Annotated in this window: 12 protein-coding genes and 1 pseudogene; 7 read left to right on the top strand and 6 right to left on the bottom strand. The window is 51.8% G+C overall.

The window, feature by feature from the left end; all coding sequences use genetic code 11:
- Positions 1-1,431: 1,431 nt before the first annotated feature.
- The 4 genes from ltrA (ACFQUU_RS28350) to ACFQUU_RS28335 all read left to right on the top strand — a co-directional run bounded on the left by ltrA (ACFQUU_RS28350) (position 1,432) and on the right by ACFQUU_RS28335 (position 7,716).
- Complete coding sequence (gene ltrA, locus ACFQUU_RS28350) at positions 1,432-3,168, top strand: group II intron reverse transcriptase/maturase (protein WP_382251893.1); 1,737 nt, start codon at positions 1,432-1,434, stop codon at positions 3,166-3,168.
- 614 nt (positions 3,169-3,782) lie between these two features.
- Entirely contained in the window at positions 3,783-5,543 is a 1,761-nt protein-coding gene (gene ltrA / locus ACFQUU_RS28345) for a group II intron reverse transcriptase/maturase (protein WP_382251891.1), read from the top strand.
- Between the two features lie 717 nt (positions 5,544-6,260).
- Complete coding sequence (locus ACFQUU_RS28340; RefSeq protein ID WP_382251890.1) at positions 6,261-6,425, top strand: hypothetical protein; 165 nt, start codon at positions 6,261-6,263, stop codon at positions 6,423-6,425.
- A gap of 466 nt (positions 6,426-6,891) precedes the next feature.
- On the top strand, positions 6,892-7,716 hold the full coding sequence (locus tag ACFQUU_RS28335) for a helix-hairpin-helix domain-containing protein (RefSeq protein WP_382251888.1): 825 nt from the start codon (positions 6,892-6,894) through the stop codon (positions 7,714-7,716).
- A gap of 76 nt (positions 7,717-7,792) precedes the next feature.
- On the opposite strand, the gene ACFQUU_RS28330 is transcribed toward ACFQUU_RS28335, so the two are convergent.
- The 5 genes and pseudogenes from ACFQUU_RS28330 to ACFQUU_RS28310 form a co-directional block, all read right to left on the bottom strand.
- Positions 7,793-7,969 (bottom strand): pirin family protein, encoded by a 177-nt coding sequence (locus ACFQUU_RS28330; protein ID WP_382251894.1) that lies wholly within the window; start codon positions 7,967-7,969, stop codon positions 7,793-7,795.
- Between the two features lie 254 nt (positions 7,970-8,223).
- Entirely contained in the window at positions 8,224-8,967 is a 744-nt protein-coding gene (locus ACFQUU_RS28325; protein WP_382251887.1) for a nuclear transport factor 2 family protein, read from the bottom strand.
- Positions 8,968-9,283: 316 nt separating this feature from the next.
- A complete protein-coding gene (locus tag ACFQUU_RS28320; protein ID WP_382251886.1) occupies positions 9,284-9,937 on the bottom strand; it encodes a hydrolase in 654 nt (217 codons plus the stop codon).
- Between the two features lie 265 nt (positions 9,938-10,202).
- A pseudogene (locus ACFQUU_RS28315) lies at positions 10,203-10,508 on the bottom strand (integrase core domain-containing protein); the annotation flags it as partial.
- A gap of 435 nt (positions 10,509-10,943) precedes the next feature.
- On the bottom strand, positions 10,944-12,632 hold the full coding sequence (locus ACFQUU_RS28310; RefSeq protein WP_382251884.1) for a sigma 54-interacting transcriptional regulator: 1,689 nt from the start codon (positions 12,630-12,632) through the stop codon (positions 10,944-10,946).
- A gap of 676 nt (positions 12,633-13,308) precedes the next feature.
- Here ACFQUU_RS28310 and wrbA point away from each other — a divergent pair.
- The 3 genes from wrbA (at position 13,309) to ACFQUU_RS28295 (ending at position 16,071) form a co-directional block, all read left to right on the top strand.
- On the top strand, positions 13,309-13,908 hold the full coding sequence (gene wrbA / locus ACFQUU_RS28305) for an NAD(P)H:quinone oxidoreductase (protein WP_382251882.1): 600 nt from the start codon (positions 13,309-13,311) through the stop codon (positions 13,906-13,908).
- Positions 13,909-14,003: 95 nt separating this feature from the next.
- Complete coding sequence (locus tag ACFQUU_RS28300; protein ID WP_382251880.1) at positions 14,004-14,924, top strand: pirin family protein; 921 nt, start codon at positions 14,004-14,006, stop codon at positions 14,922-14,924.
- A gap of 502 nt (positions 14,925-15,426) precedes the next feature.
- On the top strand, positions 15,427-16,071 hold the full coding sequence (locus ACFQUU_RS28295; protein WP_382251879.1) for a response regulator transcription factor: 645 nt from the start codon (positions 15,427-15,429) through the stop codon (positions 16,069-16,071).
- Between the two features lie 822 nt (positions 16,072-16,893).
- Here the strand turns inward: ACFQUU_RS28295 and ACFQUU_RS28290 are convergent.
- The gene (locus tag ACFQUU_RS28290; protein WP_382251877.1) at positions 16,894-17,451 is read right to left on the bottom strand and encodes an antibiotic biosynthesis monooxygenase; all 558 of its coding nucleotides are present in this window, start codon (positions 17,449-17,451) and stop codon (positions 16,894-16,896) included.
- Positions 17,452-17,642: the final 191 nt, after the last annotated feature.

Below are 17,642 nucleotides of genomic sequence, written 5' to 3'. Positions count from 1 at the left end.
CATTCGGGTATGTGTTTGACCCAAACTGGTTGGAACCATACGAGTCAATCGTCTCCATCCTATGGAAATACGCAAAGCAAAATCGGTTGCCCGGTCACTTGATCACCGTGCAGCTCACCAGGGAGCCAATAGACCCGTACGAAGGCATTGCCGCATTCGAGCGGCAGGTCGACTTCCGGGAAGTACATAAGGCATTAGGGCTTCGTTTAAAAACGGTACGCGAATCGATGCTTCCAGAAGCACTACACCGATCAAACAGTCCATGGCTGCGTTATTGTCGAAAGTGCCTTAATGCGGGCTATCACAGCGTCGTACATCAGCTCAATAGGGTTGAGAAGTGCCCTATCCATGATATTGCTCTGTTAACCAGCTGTCGGAATTGTGGAGGATGCACGCCATACTGGTTGAACGCATTGTTACTGGATGCACCATACCGGTGTAGTAAGTGTCGTGAAATCTATTCTGGCATGCTGCCTTTATTATCGAAGAGGTCGCCAATGCAGAAGTGGGGGCGAACCGCAATTACCCGTGCCCGATTTGGATAAAAGTGGCTATGGACATTTCCTAGGAAGATAAAAGCGAATATTTGTAGCCAAAATTACTTCCCAACCGGTTTGCCATGCGATCTCAACGCATTTCCTCGTAAGTTATTGATTCAATGCGAGAAGTTTCCCAAGAAGAGACATGTCGCTAAAATTACTTACGCGTTTCAGCCAATTTTACTTTTGTGTAGTGCGACTCGAAAAGTCGCTGTTTCAATTGTTCAAGGAGATTTCACTATGACAATCACCTAGAGAACCTTCCGTTCCGTCGGAAGTAGCCTAGTGCGACAAGAAGTCGCCTGAGTAACTGTCTCATTTTGCATGAAGAAAAGGAGACCGACTGTTCCATCATTCGTAGCCACCCGGCACATGCATTTCTGGTAACGGAGCTGTGTGAAGCTGCTGGGCTAACGTAGCCCGGTCGATAAGACTAAGCTTGAACCGCGAGGCGAAAGCTGTATCTGCGAGCACTAACGTGGATAGGGCGCCAGGCTGAATGGTATGGCCAGCATAGCGAACTGCTGATAAACATCGTAATTTCGAACTAGCCAAAAGTGCTGACAGGCTAGAGCCAACATGGCACGTAGCAGGCTGCTCCTCTTAGGCTTAGGAGCACATGGACACGAATGCTACCGGTGGAGAGGCAGGGCCTAACCCATTCTTGTTATTCAGGCGGAACTTGGTAAGTCCGTATTCCTGCCCCTGTGGCAGGCAAACCGTAAGGGATGCTGTTGGGTGTGCGGATAAAGGATGGGATAAAAAGCAAAGGCTGGGCGGTAATAGCTCAGATACGGGATGCAACGATTTCCCTACGGCGAAAGCCGGCAAACTTATCCCTGGTCACCATCGCGAGAGAACTTGTGGAACTTCAATTTGGAAGGCAAAGCAAATGACTGCATCGGGCAACATAGATGTGGATGCGGCCTTCACTCGGTCGGCAGACTGGCTTGCCATTGACTGGCGGGCCTGCTGTTGCGAGGTCAAGAAGCTGCAAGCAAGGATCGCGAAGGCAGTACGCGAAGGCCGCTGGCGCAAGGTAAAAGCATTGCAATGGCTGCTGACGCATTCGTTCTCGGCCAAAGCATTGGCCGTGCGACGAGTAACAGAAAACCAAGGCAAACGTACACCTGGGGTGGACGGCGTCACCTGGTCCACCCCGGTGGAAAAGTCAGAAGCGATCGACTCACTCAAGCGGAGTGGTTACCAAACCAAACCGCTGCGGCGTGTCTATATCCCAAAGTCGAACGGGAAACGTCGCGGATTAAGCATACCTGTTAAAAAAGATCTGGCGATGCAGGCTCTACACAAGCTAGCACTCGAACCGGTCGCGGAGACGATGGCAGATCACAACAGCTACGGGTTTCGGCCCGGACGCTGCACGGCAGACGCCATTGAGCAAGTCTTCAATGTGCTTTCTCACAAAGAATCGGCACAATGGGTACTGGAAGGCGACATCAAAGCTTGCTTCGATGAAATTTCACATCCGTGGATGGTACAAAACATCTGCACCGATACGAAAGTGTTGGAACAGTGGTTGAAAGCGGGATTTATCGAAAAAGGTCAACTCTTCCCGACAACAGAAGGATGTCCGCAAGGTGGAATTATTTCGCCGACAGCGGCTAACATGGTCCTGGATGGTCTCGAAGATCTACTTGGCGCATTCTATGGCTCGAGCAAGATCGACGGCTATAACAACAGGATGTGCAGGAATAAGGTTCACTTCGTGCGCTACGCAGATGATTGGGTAATTACCAGCACCTCGAAAGAACTGCTGGAAAACGAAATCAAACCACTGGTGCGTGAATTCCTTGCTGAACGCGGTCTGGAACTCTCCGAGGAGAAGACCAAAGTGACGCACGTTTCTGAAGGATTCAATTTCCTTGGGCAGAATGTTCGGAAATATTGCTACGGCAAATCGAATAGAAAACTGCTGATCAAACCCGCCAAGAAGAATGTCAAAGCATTCCTGGAGGGGATACGGAAAACCATCCACACATTGAGAACGGCAACACAAGAAACAGTGATCAAGGTACTCAATCCGAAAATTATTGGATGGGCCAACTATCACCGCCATGTCGTAGCCAAAGACACCTTCGCGAAGATCGACGATTACCTCTGGCACTGCTTGTGGCACTGGGCAAAGCGACGACACCGAAACAAGAACGGTCACTGGATATACGCCAAATATTTCCGCAAGATCGAAAATCGCTCCGCTGTGTTCAGTTGCAAAGTCGTACAGGAAGACGGATCGGTAAAGCTGGTGCGTCTGCAGAAGGCGGCAGACATTGAAATCCAGCGTCACCCCAAAATTCAGGGTGCAGCAACGCCATTCGATCCGTCATATGAGCAATACTTCGAAAAGAGGGAAGCTACGCAAATGGCAACCCATTTTGGAGGACGCCGGAAATTACTGTACCTCTGGAGACAGCAGAAAGGACGTTGTCCGATCTGCACTGAGAAAATCAACAAAGAGACAGGATGGCATATTCATCATTTGATCCGCCGTGTCGATGGAGGATCAGACGTAGTCTCTAACCTTTGTCTTCTGCACCCTGCATGTCATACGCAGGGCCACAGTTCTGGTTTTAAGTTCGTGCTGCCGGTTGGGTCTGAACACCCGGCTTAGTGTGATTCAAGCCGGATGCCGGGAAACTGGCATGTCCGGTTTACAGGGGGCGGTGGCGCAGCAATGCGCTGCTGCTACCCGACCCTCGACGTGCGTTACGGGTAACTGTGGGGTGCGAAGCTCGGGGAACAAGGTACTGAATGCCGCGAGGCAGCTGCAGGTAGTGTCACGAGACATGACGCAGTTCTGGGAGCTTCACCCGGAATAAGGCTGGCTGGCTGACATGGCCAACATATGTGAATCATTGTTAAACGTCGTAAAGTAAGTTGAGCCCAAGAAGCTGAATGGCTCAAGCCAAAATGGCATGCGCGGGTCAATTCATTTACACATTGGATTGCACGGACAACATTGTGCGCGGCGGAGAGATGGGGCCTAAATCAGTCGTGTTGAAACAGTGGAACGAGGTAAGCCCGATTCCTCGCCTGAATTCAGGCAGGCCGACCGCAAGGAACGCTGATGAAGAAGCGGGTAGATGATGGAGCAGAAAGCGAATGCCGGACTGTAATGGCCCGGATAGGGGATGAAACGATTGCCCCGTGGTGAAAGCCAGCAGACTTGCTCCTGGTCACAATCGCGAAAGAACTTGGAGAACTTCTCTTTGGAAGGCAAAGCAAATGACTGCATCAGACAACATCGGTGTGGATGCGGCCTTCACTCGCAACGTAGGCTGGTTAGCCATTGACTGGCACGCCTGCTATCGTGAGGTAAGGAAGCTGCAGGTAAGGATCGCGAAGGCAGTACGCGAAGGCCGCTGGCGCAAGGTGAAAGCTTTGCAATGGCTGCTGACGCACGCGTTCTCAGCCAAGGCACTGGCTGTGCGACGCGTAACGGAAAATCAGGGCAAACACACTCCGGGCGTCGACGGAGTTACATGGTCAACCCCCAAAGAAAAATCAAAAGCAATCAATGACCTGAAACGACATGGCTATCAGCCAAAGCCATTGAAACGGGTCTATATCCCGAAATCAAACGGAAAACTTCGCCCGTTAAGCATACCGGTGAAGAAAGACCTCGCGATGCAAGCACTCCACAAGCTTGCCCTCGAACCAATAGCGGAAACCACAGGGGACCAGAATAGCTATGGATTTCGTCCAGAACGCTGCACGGCCGATGCCATCGGCCACGTGTTTCTCACCACGTCGCAAAAGACAGCAGCGCAGTGGGTCTTGGAAGGTGACATCAAGTCATGTTTCGATGAAATCAGCCATGAATGGATGTTGCAAAACATCTGTACAGATACCCGTCTGTTGAGGCAATGGCTGGGAGCGGGATATATGGAGAAGGGAACACTCTTTCCGACAAAGCAGGGATGCCCTCAAGGAGGCATCCTCTCACCAGTGTTGGCAAATATGGTCCTTGATGGACTGGAAGATCTGCTCGGAGCGTTTTACGGATCGGAGGCATTGGACGGAAATCATTACAGAGCAACTAAGAATCAAGTGTACCTCACGAGGTATGCGGATGATTTCGTCATTACCGGCAGAACAAAAGAATTGCTCGAAGAAGAAGTAAAACCACTGGTACGCGAGTTCCTCGCTGAACGCGGGCTACAACTCTCCGAAGAAAAGACTCGCATCACGCATCTGTCGGAAGGATTTGACTTCCTCGGTCAACACGTTCGCAAGTACCGTATGGGTACCGCGAATGAAAAGCTGCTTATTACGCCAGCCAAGAAAAATGTAAAAGCCTTTCTCGAAGAAATACGCGAAACCATTCGCAGTCTGAAAACAGCTAGGCAGGAAACGCTGATTCAGATACTCAATCCCAAAATAACAGGATGGGCGAATTATCACCGGCATATAGTGGCTTCAAAAACCTTTTCGAAGGTTGATCATTTTATTTGGCAAGCTTTATGGAAATGGGCACGACGCCGACATCCGATGAAAAACAAGAACTGGATTTTTGACAGGTATTTCCACCGTGAGGGAAAACGGAATTGGGTGTTTAGCTGCGATATGACGCAATGCGATGGATCGAAAAAGCACATATATCTGAAGAAAACATCTGACGTACCAATTCAACGTCATGTAAAAATATTGTGTACGGCAAATCCATTTGATCCACTGAACGAAGAATACTTTGAAAAACGCGATGCCTTGAAGATGGCAGACCGCCTCAGTGGACGTCGAAAGCTTCTGGCCATCTGGCAGCGACAAGCGGGAAGATGTCCGATCTGCTGCGAACGCATCACTACGCAGACCGGATGGAATCTGCATCATATCGTGCAAAAGGTAGATGGAGGTTCAGACTGTAGTAGCAATCTATGCCTACTACACCCTGTGTGCCACAGGCAGGGACATAGCTCTGGTTTCAAGTTTGTATCGCCGGTTGGGTCTGATAACCTGACTTCATGTGATTCAAGCCGAGTGCCTTGAAAGGGGCTCGCTCGGTTTATAGGGGGCGGCGACACAGTAATGTGCCGCTGCTACCCGAACGCCATCAGTCCTCCGGTACTCAGCAAGGTACGTCATGGACGCGTTCAGTTCGGCGCCGCCTTGATTATTTCCGTCCATGAAGAAACTGGAATCAGTATCAAGGAACTGAAATATATGCTCGAGTATGGCGTCGCAACGTCCCGTTCCCTGCAGCTGAATACTTTACAGCATTCAAAACCGGCGATAGCAAGCTTCGTGTAAACAAGGCGGGGCGTATAACCGTTGTTTTAAAAGGGCAATGTGCCGTGCATACGGTGTCGGCTTAATCACGGGCGTGCTGGGTTGACAGGAGGCGGCGAAGCAGCAATGGGTCGTTGCTACCTGAACGAGCAGGAAATGTAGCTGGTGTCGAGACAATATCTATAGCCAACGATCAGAGCGGATTGCCAATGGCATATAGCGCAAAATCACCACTGAAGGATTTGGCGCCATGGTTGTTTGCTTCCCATCGGATTCGAGGGCTATGCACTGCGAGCGGATGCGCGTGACATTGCGCCGTGAGGTGAACGGGTTCCTGCAATGCTCACCGTCCCCACACGTCGAAGGAAGTAACTCTGACCATTCGGAACTTTGACGTTCGAGAGCCGGGTGTGTGCGTTGGCGGCATGATGACACTAACCACATGCTTCCAAGTGCCTGTGCCAATGGCTCGCCCGCATGGAGCACGGAAAATCGACGTCTTCGGGGAATGCCCGGTACCTGGTCAACTGCGGATGGCGTTATCGGCGCGGCATGCCGATCAACATCAGCATCGCCGAATCGGCGGTCGATGAAGTCGTGCGTGCGTTGCGCGAAAAAATGGCAGATGCGTTGTACCAATAAGGGGCGCACCTTCTCGTTCAGGTTCGGGTGGCGGTGCTGATCGGCGAGCTTGAACTACGCGACATGCCTGATCGGCAGCAAAATCTCGTAGAGCATACCCGTGGCGATCACTGCCAATGCGTTGCCTGACGGTGCCTCCGGTTTTAACTGCTCTCCAGTCGGTCTTCCACACAATCTTAGCGCATGTCCTCGTAGGTTATTGATTCAATGCGAGAAGTCTCCCGAGAAGAGACATGTAGCTAAAATTACTTACGCGTTTCAGCCAATTTTACTTTTATCTAAGGATAACCAGCGTGCGCTTCGACATACATCCGCCGGGTTCACCGCTGGCTTAAAGTTATTTAGCTGTTCCTACGTTCCTTTTTCCATGCCAACAGCAAAGGAAAAACTGCATGATCATCACTAATTTCTTCAGGAGGCTGTTCGGCGGTCCCCGCCTTCACCCGCGCCGGCCGCCCAAGCGGCAGTGAAGGAGACGGACGCAGGCAATCCGCCCGCGGCCTTGGCTGCGGCAGGAACCGGACCTACGCAGGAGCTGGACGGGTCATCGCAGGCAGGTGTATCCGCTCCCATCTCCGCAGACACGGTCACGTGGTACAAAATCGGAATGTCGGCCGTCGAGGGCGAAGGTGTGCCGCTAGACCAGACGTCAATGTGGGCGCATAACGCCGATATCCTGTCCGGCATGCGGTTTTCGGCAACTATCCAGATGCGCACGCCGCTACGTGTGTTGGAGCATCACGGCGAACTGCATAGCAATCCGAAGAGCGCGCCGCCGGCCTATGCACGCGAACCGTGGGAGGGTATGTGGGTGCCTCAGACCAAATCATTTCGTGAAATGGGGATTGACCTGCCCGAGATGGATGGCAGACAAATGGCATCGGAGGTTGGAACCATCCCAGCTGACGGCGGCGACTACCTGCCTTTTCTGAAAAAGGTGCGGCGCATAGTCGAATCTTACCGCACCATCGACCAGCGGGTGGGGGAATTGCGCGCGCTGCTGGCCGAACCGCGCTACGCCGAATATGTATCCAAAAGTGGCGGCGCCGACCGCATCATCAACAATTTCTTTCCGACGTTCTTGTCAACCATTCCTGGTCTTCCTGCTGCTACGGCGAATTCGCTGCGCGACCAGGGGCTCGACACAGCTGACATGCTCGCCGCCGCGCCGGACGCCACACTGCTGGCTGTCAAAGGGATCGGTCCGTCTAAGCTCAAGACGCTGCGCGCACGTTGCGAAGAAATCAACGAGGGGCGTAGCCACCCGAGAATTGACGCCGTGCGGCGCTGACCGCAGTCTGGGTCCTAATCCGGCACGACGGCTCACGGGTATCTTGTCCAAACACTTCTGGCTTCGTCGTACAGCGTCAAATCATTTCCGTCCACATGCTTAGGCTGTCACAATGCACTACCTCACCAACGAAAAGGGACGTAACTGTCGACAGTCCGATATGCGGATGTGGACGAACATCAATGCCGTGAGCAGCGCCGGGCGCAAGACTGACAGGACCTATATGGTCAAAGAAGATGAACGGACCAATCATGCGCTGTTTTGTAAATGGCAGGACCCCACCTACCTCAAAACCGCCACCGAGGTCTCGGCGTCGCTGCTCAATCACCATTTCAATCATATCGTCTAAACTGACTGGCTGCAGTTATCAAATTTATGGAATTTCTTAAAAGAGGACTCATTCAGCGACGTGAGGGGACGTTCGGAGTACGCATTCGATCGTCTACATGGATTAAAGGCCTTATTTGCGAAGCTTATGCATCGTGTGGCCGCTGTTTCGCTTTACGGCTATGCCGGCCCTAAATGAGAGCTATACGCTATTTCTTCAGCCCCAAACATTGGGATTTTTCCAAGAGCTTTTGAACCCGGCACTTCGTTCTGTAACACGTCCCAGTGCTCGGCGAGCTTTCCTGCTTCGATACGAAAGAGGTCGACCACTACCTGCGGCGCCTCCGCCCAACCGCGAATGCGGCCGTGGATGGCGACAAGATCACCCTGAGCGACGATTAAACCCGGCTCGTAGTAGACGTCGGGAGACATCTTTTTCACCAATTCCTTCAACGCATCGCGACCTTGAGGGATGTTGGGATTATGCTGAATATAACTCGGAGAGTAAAGGCGGTCGATTGTCGATGTCTCATGGCGTTGGAACAAAGATGTCATCGCTTCAAGCACTAAGGCTTTGTTACGGTGAGGGCAGTCATCGAAGTCGCGATCAGCTGACCGAGTGACCGTAATTGTCCCAGTCATTCTCAGAAATTGATTATTTGGCAGCGTTGCATATGAGTGAACTAGACCACGATCGAAGTCCTGAACATTTGTGACTGTTGCACCGTCCTTCTCCTGCCAACTTACAGAGAAGATGCTGTTGCCAAGTGGTATGACCTGAATCTCGACGGTCTCAGTTCTTGCGAATGGGCCGTCTTTAATCTCAAACTTTAATTTGGTCTCTGACAGAAGCGTCAGATTGACGAAGAAGTTTGGAAAGGAGACATCGATTTGCATTCCGATAGGGTAACCAACTGACGACATCTGAAATCTCCGTATTTGTAATGTTGTTAGGGCACGGCTGAGTTGGTATTTGCGATTGTGAATACCAAGTTAGCGCACTCCAGTCTGCAGGGCCAGTGCGAATAGCAAACCACACATGTAAGAAGCGACAGATCGGCCGTATCTTTACAAAGCACCGAGCCTGCGCATGACGACAGTAACGCGGAAGATGTTCAAGCAAGAGCCGACCGTCTGGTGTCATGCAGAACGATCTGCGAATAGAAGAGATGAAGGATCTTGATAGACAGGAGGTAAGTTGACATCAAGTTGCTCAAAAATTTCTTCATCCCTTTTCCGATTACCCTGCAGCAGGCGGTACTGGTGTGTTGAGCAACTGCTGTTCCCACAGATAGGCAATACCGCTTCCGGCGCAATGTTGCTTGAGAATCTCTGTAAGCCCGGTCGCTGTATCAACCCGCGCCCAGTCGCGCTGCCACTCCGCCGCCAACGCCAACCACGTCATCATATTCGCGCCGGCGGCAATCATGCGCTGAATCGCAACTTGGTGGGCTTCGATGGATACGGCTCCCGATGCGTCGGTAATGACAGTCACATCCCAACCTTCGCCGAGGGCTTGGATCACCGGCATCGCGACGCATATTTCGGTCCACAGGCCGGCGATGATCAGTTGCTTGCGGCCGGTTGCTTTCACTGCATCTACCACTTTCTTATCTTCCCAGGTGTTGATGAAGGTCCGGTCGATTACCTCCTGTTCGGGGAACACTTCGGTGATCTGCGGGAAGATGTAACCGCCGCGTTCGGCGATCACGCTTGTCAGGATCGTAGGCACTTTGAAGACTTTGGCGGCTTTTGCCAATGCCGTAGCATTGTTGACCACCGCCTGAGGATCGTGGCTATTCAGATTGGTGAGTTGGTATGGTTGGTGGTCGATCAGAACAAGGACTGAGTCTTCAGGGCGAAGAAGCGAAGCAACGCCATTACGAAAGGTCATTATCGAAATCCTCCTATATTGTAGTGAGTTGGCCTGCATCTCCAAGATACCTGCGTAAGTGACGCTGGAACTTGGCAGCTACATTCTGTTGATAATCTTGACATTTCGCTAGTGCCATTTTATGTAGAACTGTGTCCCGGAATAGGGAACAGTGCCGCACACGATAGATGGATTTATATCGAATCGATGTGGAAGGTAGAATTCTTCTGTGTTGATCGCTTCCGACGTATCGGATTTGAGCGCGTACTACCGGAAACGATTCACACTATGGTCGATGGATGGGATTGCGGTGGAATTCTCGTGATGAACGATAGTTCAGTGCATTATGAGAACACCGCTCATTGTAATGTTCAAATGCAAAAGCAAGATTGCGTAACGCCCTTACCGCATCCGTCTTCGGCATGAAGGCATATAACAACGCTTCATGTGGTCTTGCGAAGCTTTCAGCCATGCCGTTACTCCGTGGGCTTCTGACCGGTGTCGTCACCGGCTTCAAACCTATCTACACCGCAAACTGCCGACTTTTCTGTGCAATGTAGCCCGATCCCTTATCGCCCAACGATTTGATTTCTCACGGTGGCCGGATACTGTTAGCTCACTCATGCAAACCGCATAACTAAAGGAATTTATTAGCGACGGTTATCCTCAGACGCCTTCAAGCCAGATGGGCTACTTCGTGTTCGGCAGCCGAAAACAGTACGTTGGTGGTGGCCATTTAACCCCGACGACTTAAAGGGTGGGTGCGCGGCAGCAAGGCCCTCGGCGAGTTCAGCCTCTATTACGGCGACACGCTGGGATAAAGTCAGTGCGCAAATGGCAATCCGGTCTGCGGCGCATGTAGGACGGCTTTACCTGACGATGCGAGCTAAGAGCAGCAGGGCGTCCGCGTTGGAAATGCATTCTATTCCTTCGAATATTAGGCATGATACCTATGAAAATGGCTTACTCGCGCCTCAGCCATTGAAAAGAATGATTCCACCCGACAGGTATTCCGATTGATGCAAAATTAAACTTCCGTATGATCGTCGCAGGTGTCGATCATGCAACGTTTCAGACGGTAACTGAGTTGTGGTCTAGTGATGCCGAGTAGGCGCGCAGCGCCGGACAAGTTGCCTTTGCAACGCATGACCGCTTCGCGCAGTACCATGTTCTCCATGTCTTGGAGTGACATTCCGCTGCAAAGGATCTGATCGCACAGGGCATTCTCCCGTTCACGTTGGCGGTCTTCGAGCGCACCCGTCTTGTCGACTGCGACCTGCCCTGTTTCGGGGAGTATGAAGTTCGGAAACAGGTCCCGGCACTCGATCCAGTCCCCTTGTGCGGCCAAGATGACGCCGCGTTCGATCATATTCCCTAGTTCGCGAACATTGCCGGGCCAGTCGTACGCTAGCAAAGCCTGCATTGCCTGGTCGGTGACGCCAGCAACCCGCTTTTCGTGTAGCGCACAGAACTTCTCGACCATCATCGAGACCAACGACGGGATATCATTACGGCGTTCTCGCAGTGGTGGTATCAAGATCGGGTAGACGCTTAGCCGATAGTACAAATCGGCGCGGAAGCGTCCGGCTTTGACGGCTTGAGGCAGGTCGACGTTGGTCGCCGCAATAATGCGCACGTCGACTTTGCGCGGATGGTCGTCGCCTAGTCTTTCGATCTCACCTTCTTGAAGCGCACGCAACAGTTTTGCCTGCGACGCCAGTGGCAGCTCGCCGAGTTCGTCGAGGAATAGAGTCCCACCGTCGGCACGTTCGAACTTGCCGGCGCGTGAACTGGCAGCCCCCGTATAGGCCCCCTTTTCTACGCCGAACAGCTCCGCCTCAATCAAGTCGTGCGGAAGTGCTGCGCAATTGATCGTCACGAAGGGCTTGTTCGCACGCCGGCTTCGGCTGTGAATGGCGCGGGCAAACCGTTCCTTGCCGACGCCGGTCTCGCCCGTCAATAGCACGGTCACGTTAGTTTCAGCGGCCTTCTCGACTAGGCGATAGGCTTGCCTGAAGCTTGGCGACTCTCCAATCATGTCCTCCAAGCTTCGGTATTTTTTCAGGGTGCTCCGCAGCACTTCCACCTGAGACGACAGTTCGAGCAGCTGGGTCATGATGGACTCAGGCTCGAAGTAGGACACATAGTCCTGCGCGTCCGGCCATTCCTCCACTGGCTTACCAACGATTCTGCATTCGTCGTGCGAACAGCCGACACACTTTGTCTCCTTGAACAGGATGAATCGACCCATGAACGCGGAAGTGTAGCCGGAAGCGTAACCGAGCAGGCCCCAGCATACGGCGTCCTGCTGCGGTCCGAAGACATTGACGTGGGCATCAGCTTCCCAGGAGTTACGCCAGATGAACTCTCCATGGAATTCGCCCTTGTCGACGTCCATGTCGCAAAACACAGGAATTACCTGTACGCCGCCCTCGAGCATGTGCATCTGCGGTCCTGTTGCAAACTGTTCATAGATCGACAGATTCCCACGAATCTTCCGAGCCAGTTCGGCGTCACGCTTGCCAGAGGCAAAACCCATGCGGGTGAACATACGCCTTGTGAATTCCTGACCGACAGAATTCATCATCTCTTCGCGCAGACTGCCGAGCGAGGCCGTATGCAGCAGGAGCATGCGACTTTCGGCTAACCAGATGGAGCCGTCGTCCGGCGAGAACCGTATGAGCCGCCGCAAATCCAGATCCTCTGGAAAAATCATCTTTTCCCCAAATGCTAGTCACCGAGAGTAACCGCAAAAAATATTGATAAGTGGTTCGTGCCAATTTTAACCATTTCATGAGCTAACTGGACGAATAAAAAGAAAAGTTCACTAATTGATAAGGGACATGTTCAGCCAGAGGCTATGCGGCAGTGCAGCATTAGAGCTTGAATACATATAGCATATGCTCCACTAGAAGCGATTCCTGAGCGCTGCTGCGGTGCCGCAAATATGATTTTTCCTGGCTTGGCTTGCTGTTTGTGCCAACTGGTACGGCGCTTGCAATATAGATGTGCATAAGCAATACATCGACAATATAGGAGATGACACATGCTAGGGCGCATTACCTGTTGGAGTAAGGGTGGATCTCAGCAAGCGTTAGGGCGGCGTAAGCGGTATCTAGAACGGCCGCATCGAACTCGATTTCGGCATTGGCGATCCCGAAATGCTCATCGAACTCGTTCTGCGATGTCTGCCGTTACCAAATTCTGCTGCTAGAACCGTAGGGTACAGATGACACCCAACGACGTGCAGTAGTAACTGCTTTTGTAGGCATGCCTAGAAAGACGCAAGTATGTGCCGATGGCGGTATCTGGCGCACCCCGGCCGAGCATCGCGGCAGCATTGATATGTCGAGCAGGCGCTATTTCGGATGTTAGTAAACCAAAGGAAAATAATGTCAAAAGTTCTCGTACTGTATTATTCGACCTACGGCCATATCGAAACTATGGCCAATTCGATCGCCGAAGGCGCCCGCTCAACGGGTGCAATCGTTGACATCAAACGCGTACCTGAAACAGTGCCACCGGATGTCGCTAAGAAAGCCAATTTTAAGCTCGATCAAGCCGCGCCGATCGTCGCCTTGGAGGACTTGCCAAACTACGATGCGATCATCGTAGGCGCCCCAACCCGCTATGGACGCATGCCAAGCCAGATGGCTGCCTTTCTCGACCAAACCGGAGGCTTGTGGGCAAGCGGCGCGTTGAACGGCAAGATCGGCGGAGCTTTCACATCCACCGCAACTCAGCATGGTGGCCAAGAAACCACGCTATTTTCCTTCGTTACCAATTTGTTGCACTTTGGCATGATTATCGTCGGCCTGCCGTATAGCCACCGCGGCCAGATGACGCTCGACGCAATTGTCGGCGGCAGTCCCTACGGTGCGACAACCATCGCTGGCGACCAAGGGCAGCGCCAGCCATCCGAGATTGATCTAGAAGGCGCTCGTTACCAAGGCAAGGTGATTGCAGAAACGGCAAACAAGCTGTTTGGCTAACGCAGCTTATGAACGTAGGCAACAACTTGACACCGTATTTTTAACTTTCACTGTTTAGTCCTATACCTCTAGGTCAAAACCGTAATGGAGTAATCATGAAGATGGCTTCAAATGGCGCTTTGCAGACGATCGTAGTACCGCGCACACGCGATCTTGGTGACGGCTTCGAAGTGCGGCGGGCTTTGCCGACGACACAACGTCGGATGGTCGGGCCATTTGTGTTTCTGGATCAGATGGGCCCGCACCGATTCGAGGCGGGGACTGGCTTGGATGTACGTCCCCATCCCCACATTGGCTTGGCTACCGTGACCTTCCTCTATGACGGGGAGATAATGCATCGCGATAGTTTGGGCACGGCACAGCCAATACGCCCTGGTGATGTCAACTGGATGACCGCGGGCCAAGGCATTGTTCATTCTGAACGCAGTACTAAAGAAGTCCGCCATAATGCTTCTTCCCTGTTTGGTCTTCAGTGCTGGGTCGCGCTGCCGCGCAAGCATGAAGATACGGCTCCTTCTTTCAGCCATTTTAAAGCCGACGAGTTGCCCAGGATGGAAGGCGACGGAATCATGGCCACCATTATAGCCGGTAGCTTTTTCAGTCGAACATCCCCAGTGCCAACACTCTCGGACATGTTTTACGTCGATGTCTTAATGCAGCCGGGCGCACGAATGACGATCGCTCCGGAATATGAGGAGCAGGCTGTCTATGTAGTACAAGGCAGCATCGATTTGGGCAACGATGGGGTGTTCGATGCTGGTCACCTCTTGGTTATCAGACCTCGTCAGATCTTAACGGTCAAGGCAGGAAATGCAAGCGTCCGCTTCATGCTCCTTGGCGGCGAGCCAATGGACGGTCCACGAGGGGTCGTCTGGAATTTCGTTTCCAGTTCTCAAGACCGCCTGGAGCAGGCCAAACAAGACTGGGAGGCTGGGCGCTTCCCCGACCTTCCCGGTGAGACGGAGCGTATACCACTACCTGATGATCTACCCGGAAAACCGGTCTTTTACCCATAATCTTATCCATTCACTGTCTAGAAGCGACGCATTTCAGCATGTATTGCGCATGACCCGCGCATATTCATTAGTGATCCTTATCTTGCATAGCTTCGCGCAGAAAGGATTCGGCATAACCGATCACCGATAAGAAGCGCGGAGCATCGACGCCTGGTGGAGGGATTGCATCAAGCGCAGAGCGTGGGGGTATAAAAGGGCACGCTTGCCGCAATGGAGAGTGAACGCAAAAAGTGGTCGTAGAGGTGGCGCACGTACTGAAAGTGATGCAGCGGTGCGTGCATAACTGGCTGCTTAATTATCGTTGGAAAAGCGAATCGGCAGCACTGGCGGATGGTTCGAACATGCTCCCATCAGAGGGTGAGGCCGACGTCCGATTGAGTGACCCAGAATTTGAACATGCGTGCGGTCATGCTAAATGTGCCTTGAACACATAGTAGAACTGAACGTCTGTCCACTTGCTTTGTAGGGTAAGCAAACATTAGGACAACGGCTGTGGGAGGTGATGATGAATAAAACAGTGTTTGTAATAGATAATGAGAGGTCGGGACTTCAGTCAGTGACAAAACTGCTGCGGTCAGCTGGACATGCATTGAAAGAATTTACCTCATCAAAAGCTTTTCTATGTGAGCCACTGCAGCCGTCTGCGGCATGTGTAATTCTTAATATGCATCATGCCGAGACTAGCGGAGTCGAAGTTCTAGATGCACTTGAACAGCGCGCAATAAGCATGCCGGTAATCTGCGTCACCGAGTATGGGTCGATTTCCATGTGTGTACGTGCCATGAGAGCCGGAGCATGGGAGTTTCTAGCCAAGCCTATTGACAGTGAAACGCTTCTTCGCGCCGTAGACCAAGCTCTTATGGTTGCACATGATACTTACAAGATGCAGTGTGATCTATTCGTTTCAAAGCAGCGATATGACACGTTGACCAGGCGCGAACGCGAAGTCCTGAGTCTAGCACTCAATGGATTATTGAACAAACAGATTGCCTGCCGTCTTGGAATCCAGGAAGGTACTGTTAAGCTTCATAAACGGAAAGTCATGGAGAAGATGGGAACCAAACGCCTTGTCGATTTGATCAGGATGACGGCTTTGATCAAAGGACAAGTTGTAAGAGGAACCTATGAGTCATTCATCAAACCCTGACATCGGACTATTTTGCCATCATTGATAGCATTGTCGAGGAACGCTGACAGGCTGTTCCATTACACATGCGTCGGCCCAGCATGTCAGCTTATATGATGTAATTTAAACGGTCGTAAAACCTAGCGGTACATCAAAGACAAGCGAGTAAGGCAAGCCCTAGTCAAATATAGTTGATGTGATTGTTATGTTTTCTTAATGGAGCAACGACATGAGCCTCGATGAAAAAATTCTATTTCCTCATGAAATTGATATGCTTCTTGAGGCGCTCCGAAGAGACTATAGAGCACAGTTAGCGTTAGCAAGAGGGTCCGGAGAATGGACAGACTGGCACAGTAACAACGCCCGCAGTGTTCTGCGCCTATTAGAAATTCTTAACCCTAAACACGAAGTTACGGTGGACGATGAAAGTATCATGACATCACCTGTGTTGGGTCCCCGTGGCCATTTGCTAACTTTGTCCGCATGTCTATTCGCACCTTAGTTCCGGATGAGCAAACGGCAATCTGAGATAGCATTACAACAGACGGTGGATTATCGACGGCGATATGGACTTTAGAATATTTTCTTCAGTTAGCACCATAGAAGGCGGTGCGCGCGTAAATTTTAGAAGTGCACAGCAACGTTTTTATATTAAGGATCGGAGCCGTAGCTACGGATATGCGTCCAAATGTCAGACGTAAAAGTGCCGCCAGGTCTTAAGCGGTAGTTTCGAAGTAGCCCTTCTTTATACAACGCTGAGTTTGTTGCTACCCCGTTTATTACAGATGGAACAGCATGAGCGACTTGTGACAAGTCAGCGTTGATGGTTTGCCAGTAGTGAACCTAGCGTAGGAGCCAAGAGCCAGCCAAGCGGACCAGAAACGGCATTAATAGATACACCATCAAGCCTGAAATTGTCAATGCCGACACGGCGGCGGCAGCCAAGTCAGGCAAGGACGGCATGGCCCAGTGCGCTAATGCACCGATCTGCTTCGGGACGATTACTGACAACGGGAAAACTGCAATGACAGACAGCATCCATTGCTTCCATCGTTTGGGTTGCCGACGTCCCGTGAAAGGGGCGAACCAGAAGTCCGCTTCGCGATGGACGTGGAAGCGGTCCACATGTGATAGCCAAGGCTCTGCGATTTTCAGCAAACTACGTCGGACGGGCGAGTGCAGCCAGGCCTTCGCATGTTCCTCGTCCACGAAACGTAGGATGACGACATATCTAGAGCCGGATTCCACGGGGCGGATGATGTTGGTTTCAAGATGCCCCTCGAATTGCCGATGCGCAGCGATCGCGTCTAGCATCCAGCGTTCATAATCAGTGCGACGCTCGGGAAGCACATCGTGCACGATGACACTCACTGCGATTTCGTTCTGCTGCGGTTGTGCCATAGACCCTCGAATAATTTGTTCTACACGGGCATATTACTGTTTGCTCAATCGTACGAACAGTATAACTAGAACTGATTTCATAAATACCTTCGGAGCAGAATCATGGCGAGAGCAAGATGAACAAAGGCAGTGTAATGTTCGATGCAGCGGTCCCATCGGGTAAGCACGCGCTTGAACTTGTTGAGCCATGC

The sequence above is a fragment of the Herbaspirillum sp. GCM10030257 genome (assembly GCF_042666555.1).
GTDB lineage: Bacteria > Pseudomonadota > Gammaproteobacteria > Burkholderiales > Burkholderiaceae_D > Noviherbaspirillum.
The sequence above is the reverse complement of the archived record's forward strand: the minus strand, read 5'-3'. Positions and strand labels throughout refer to the sequence as shown.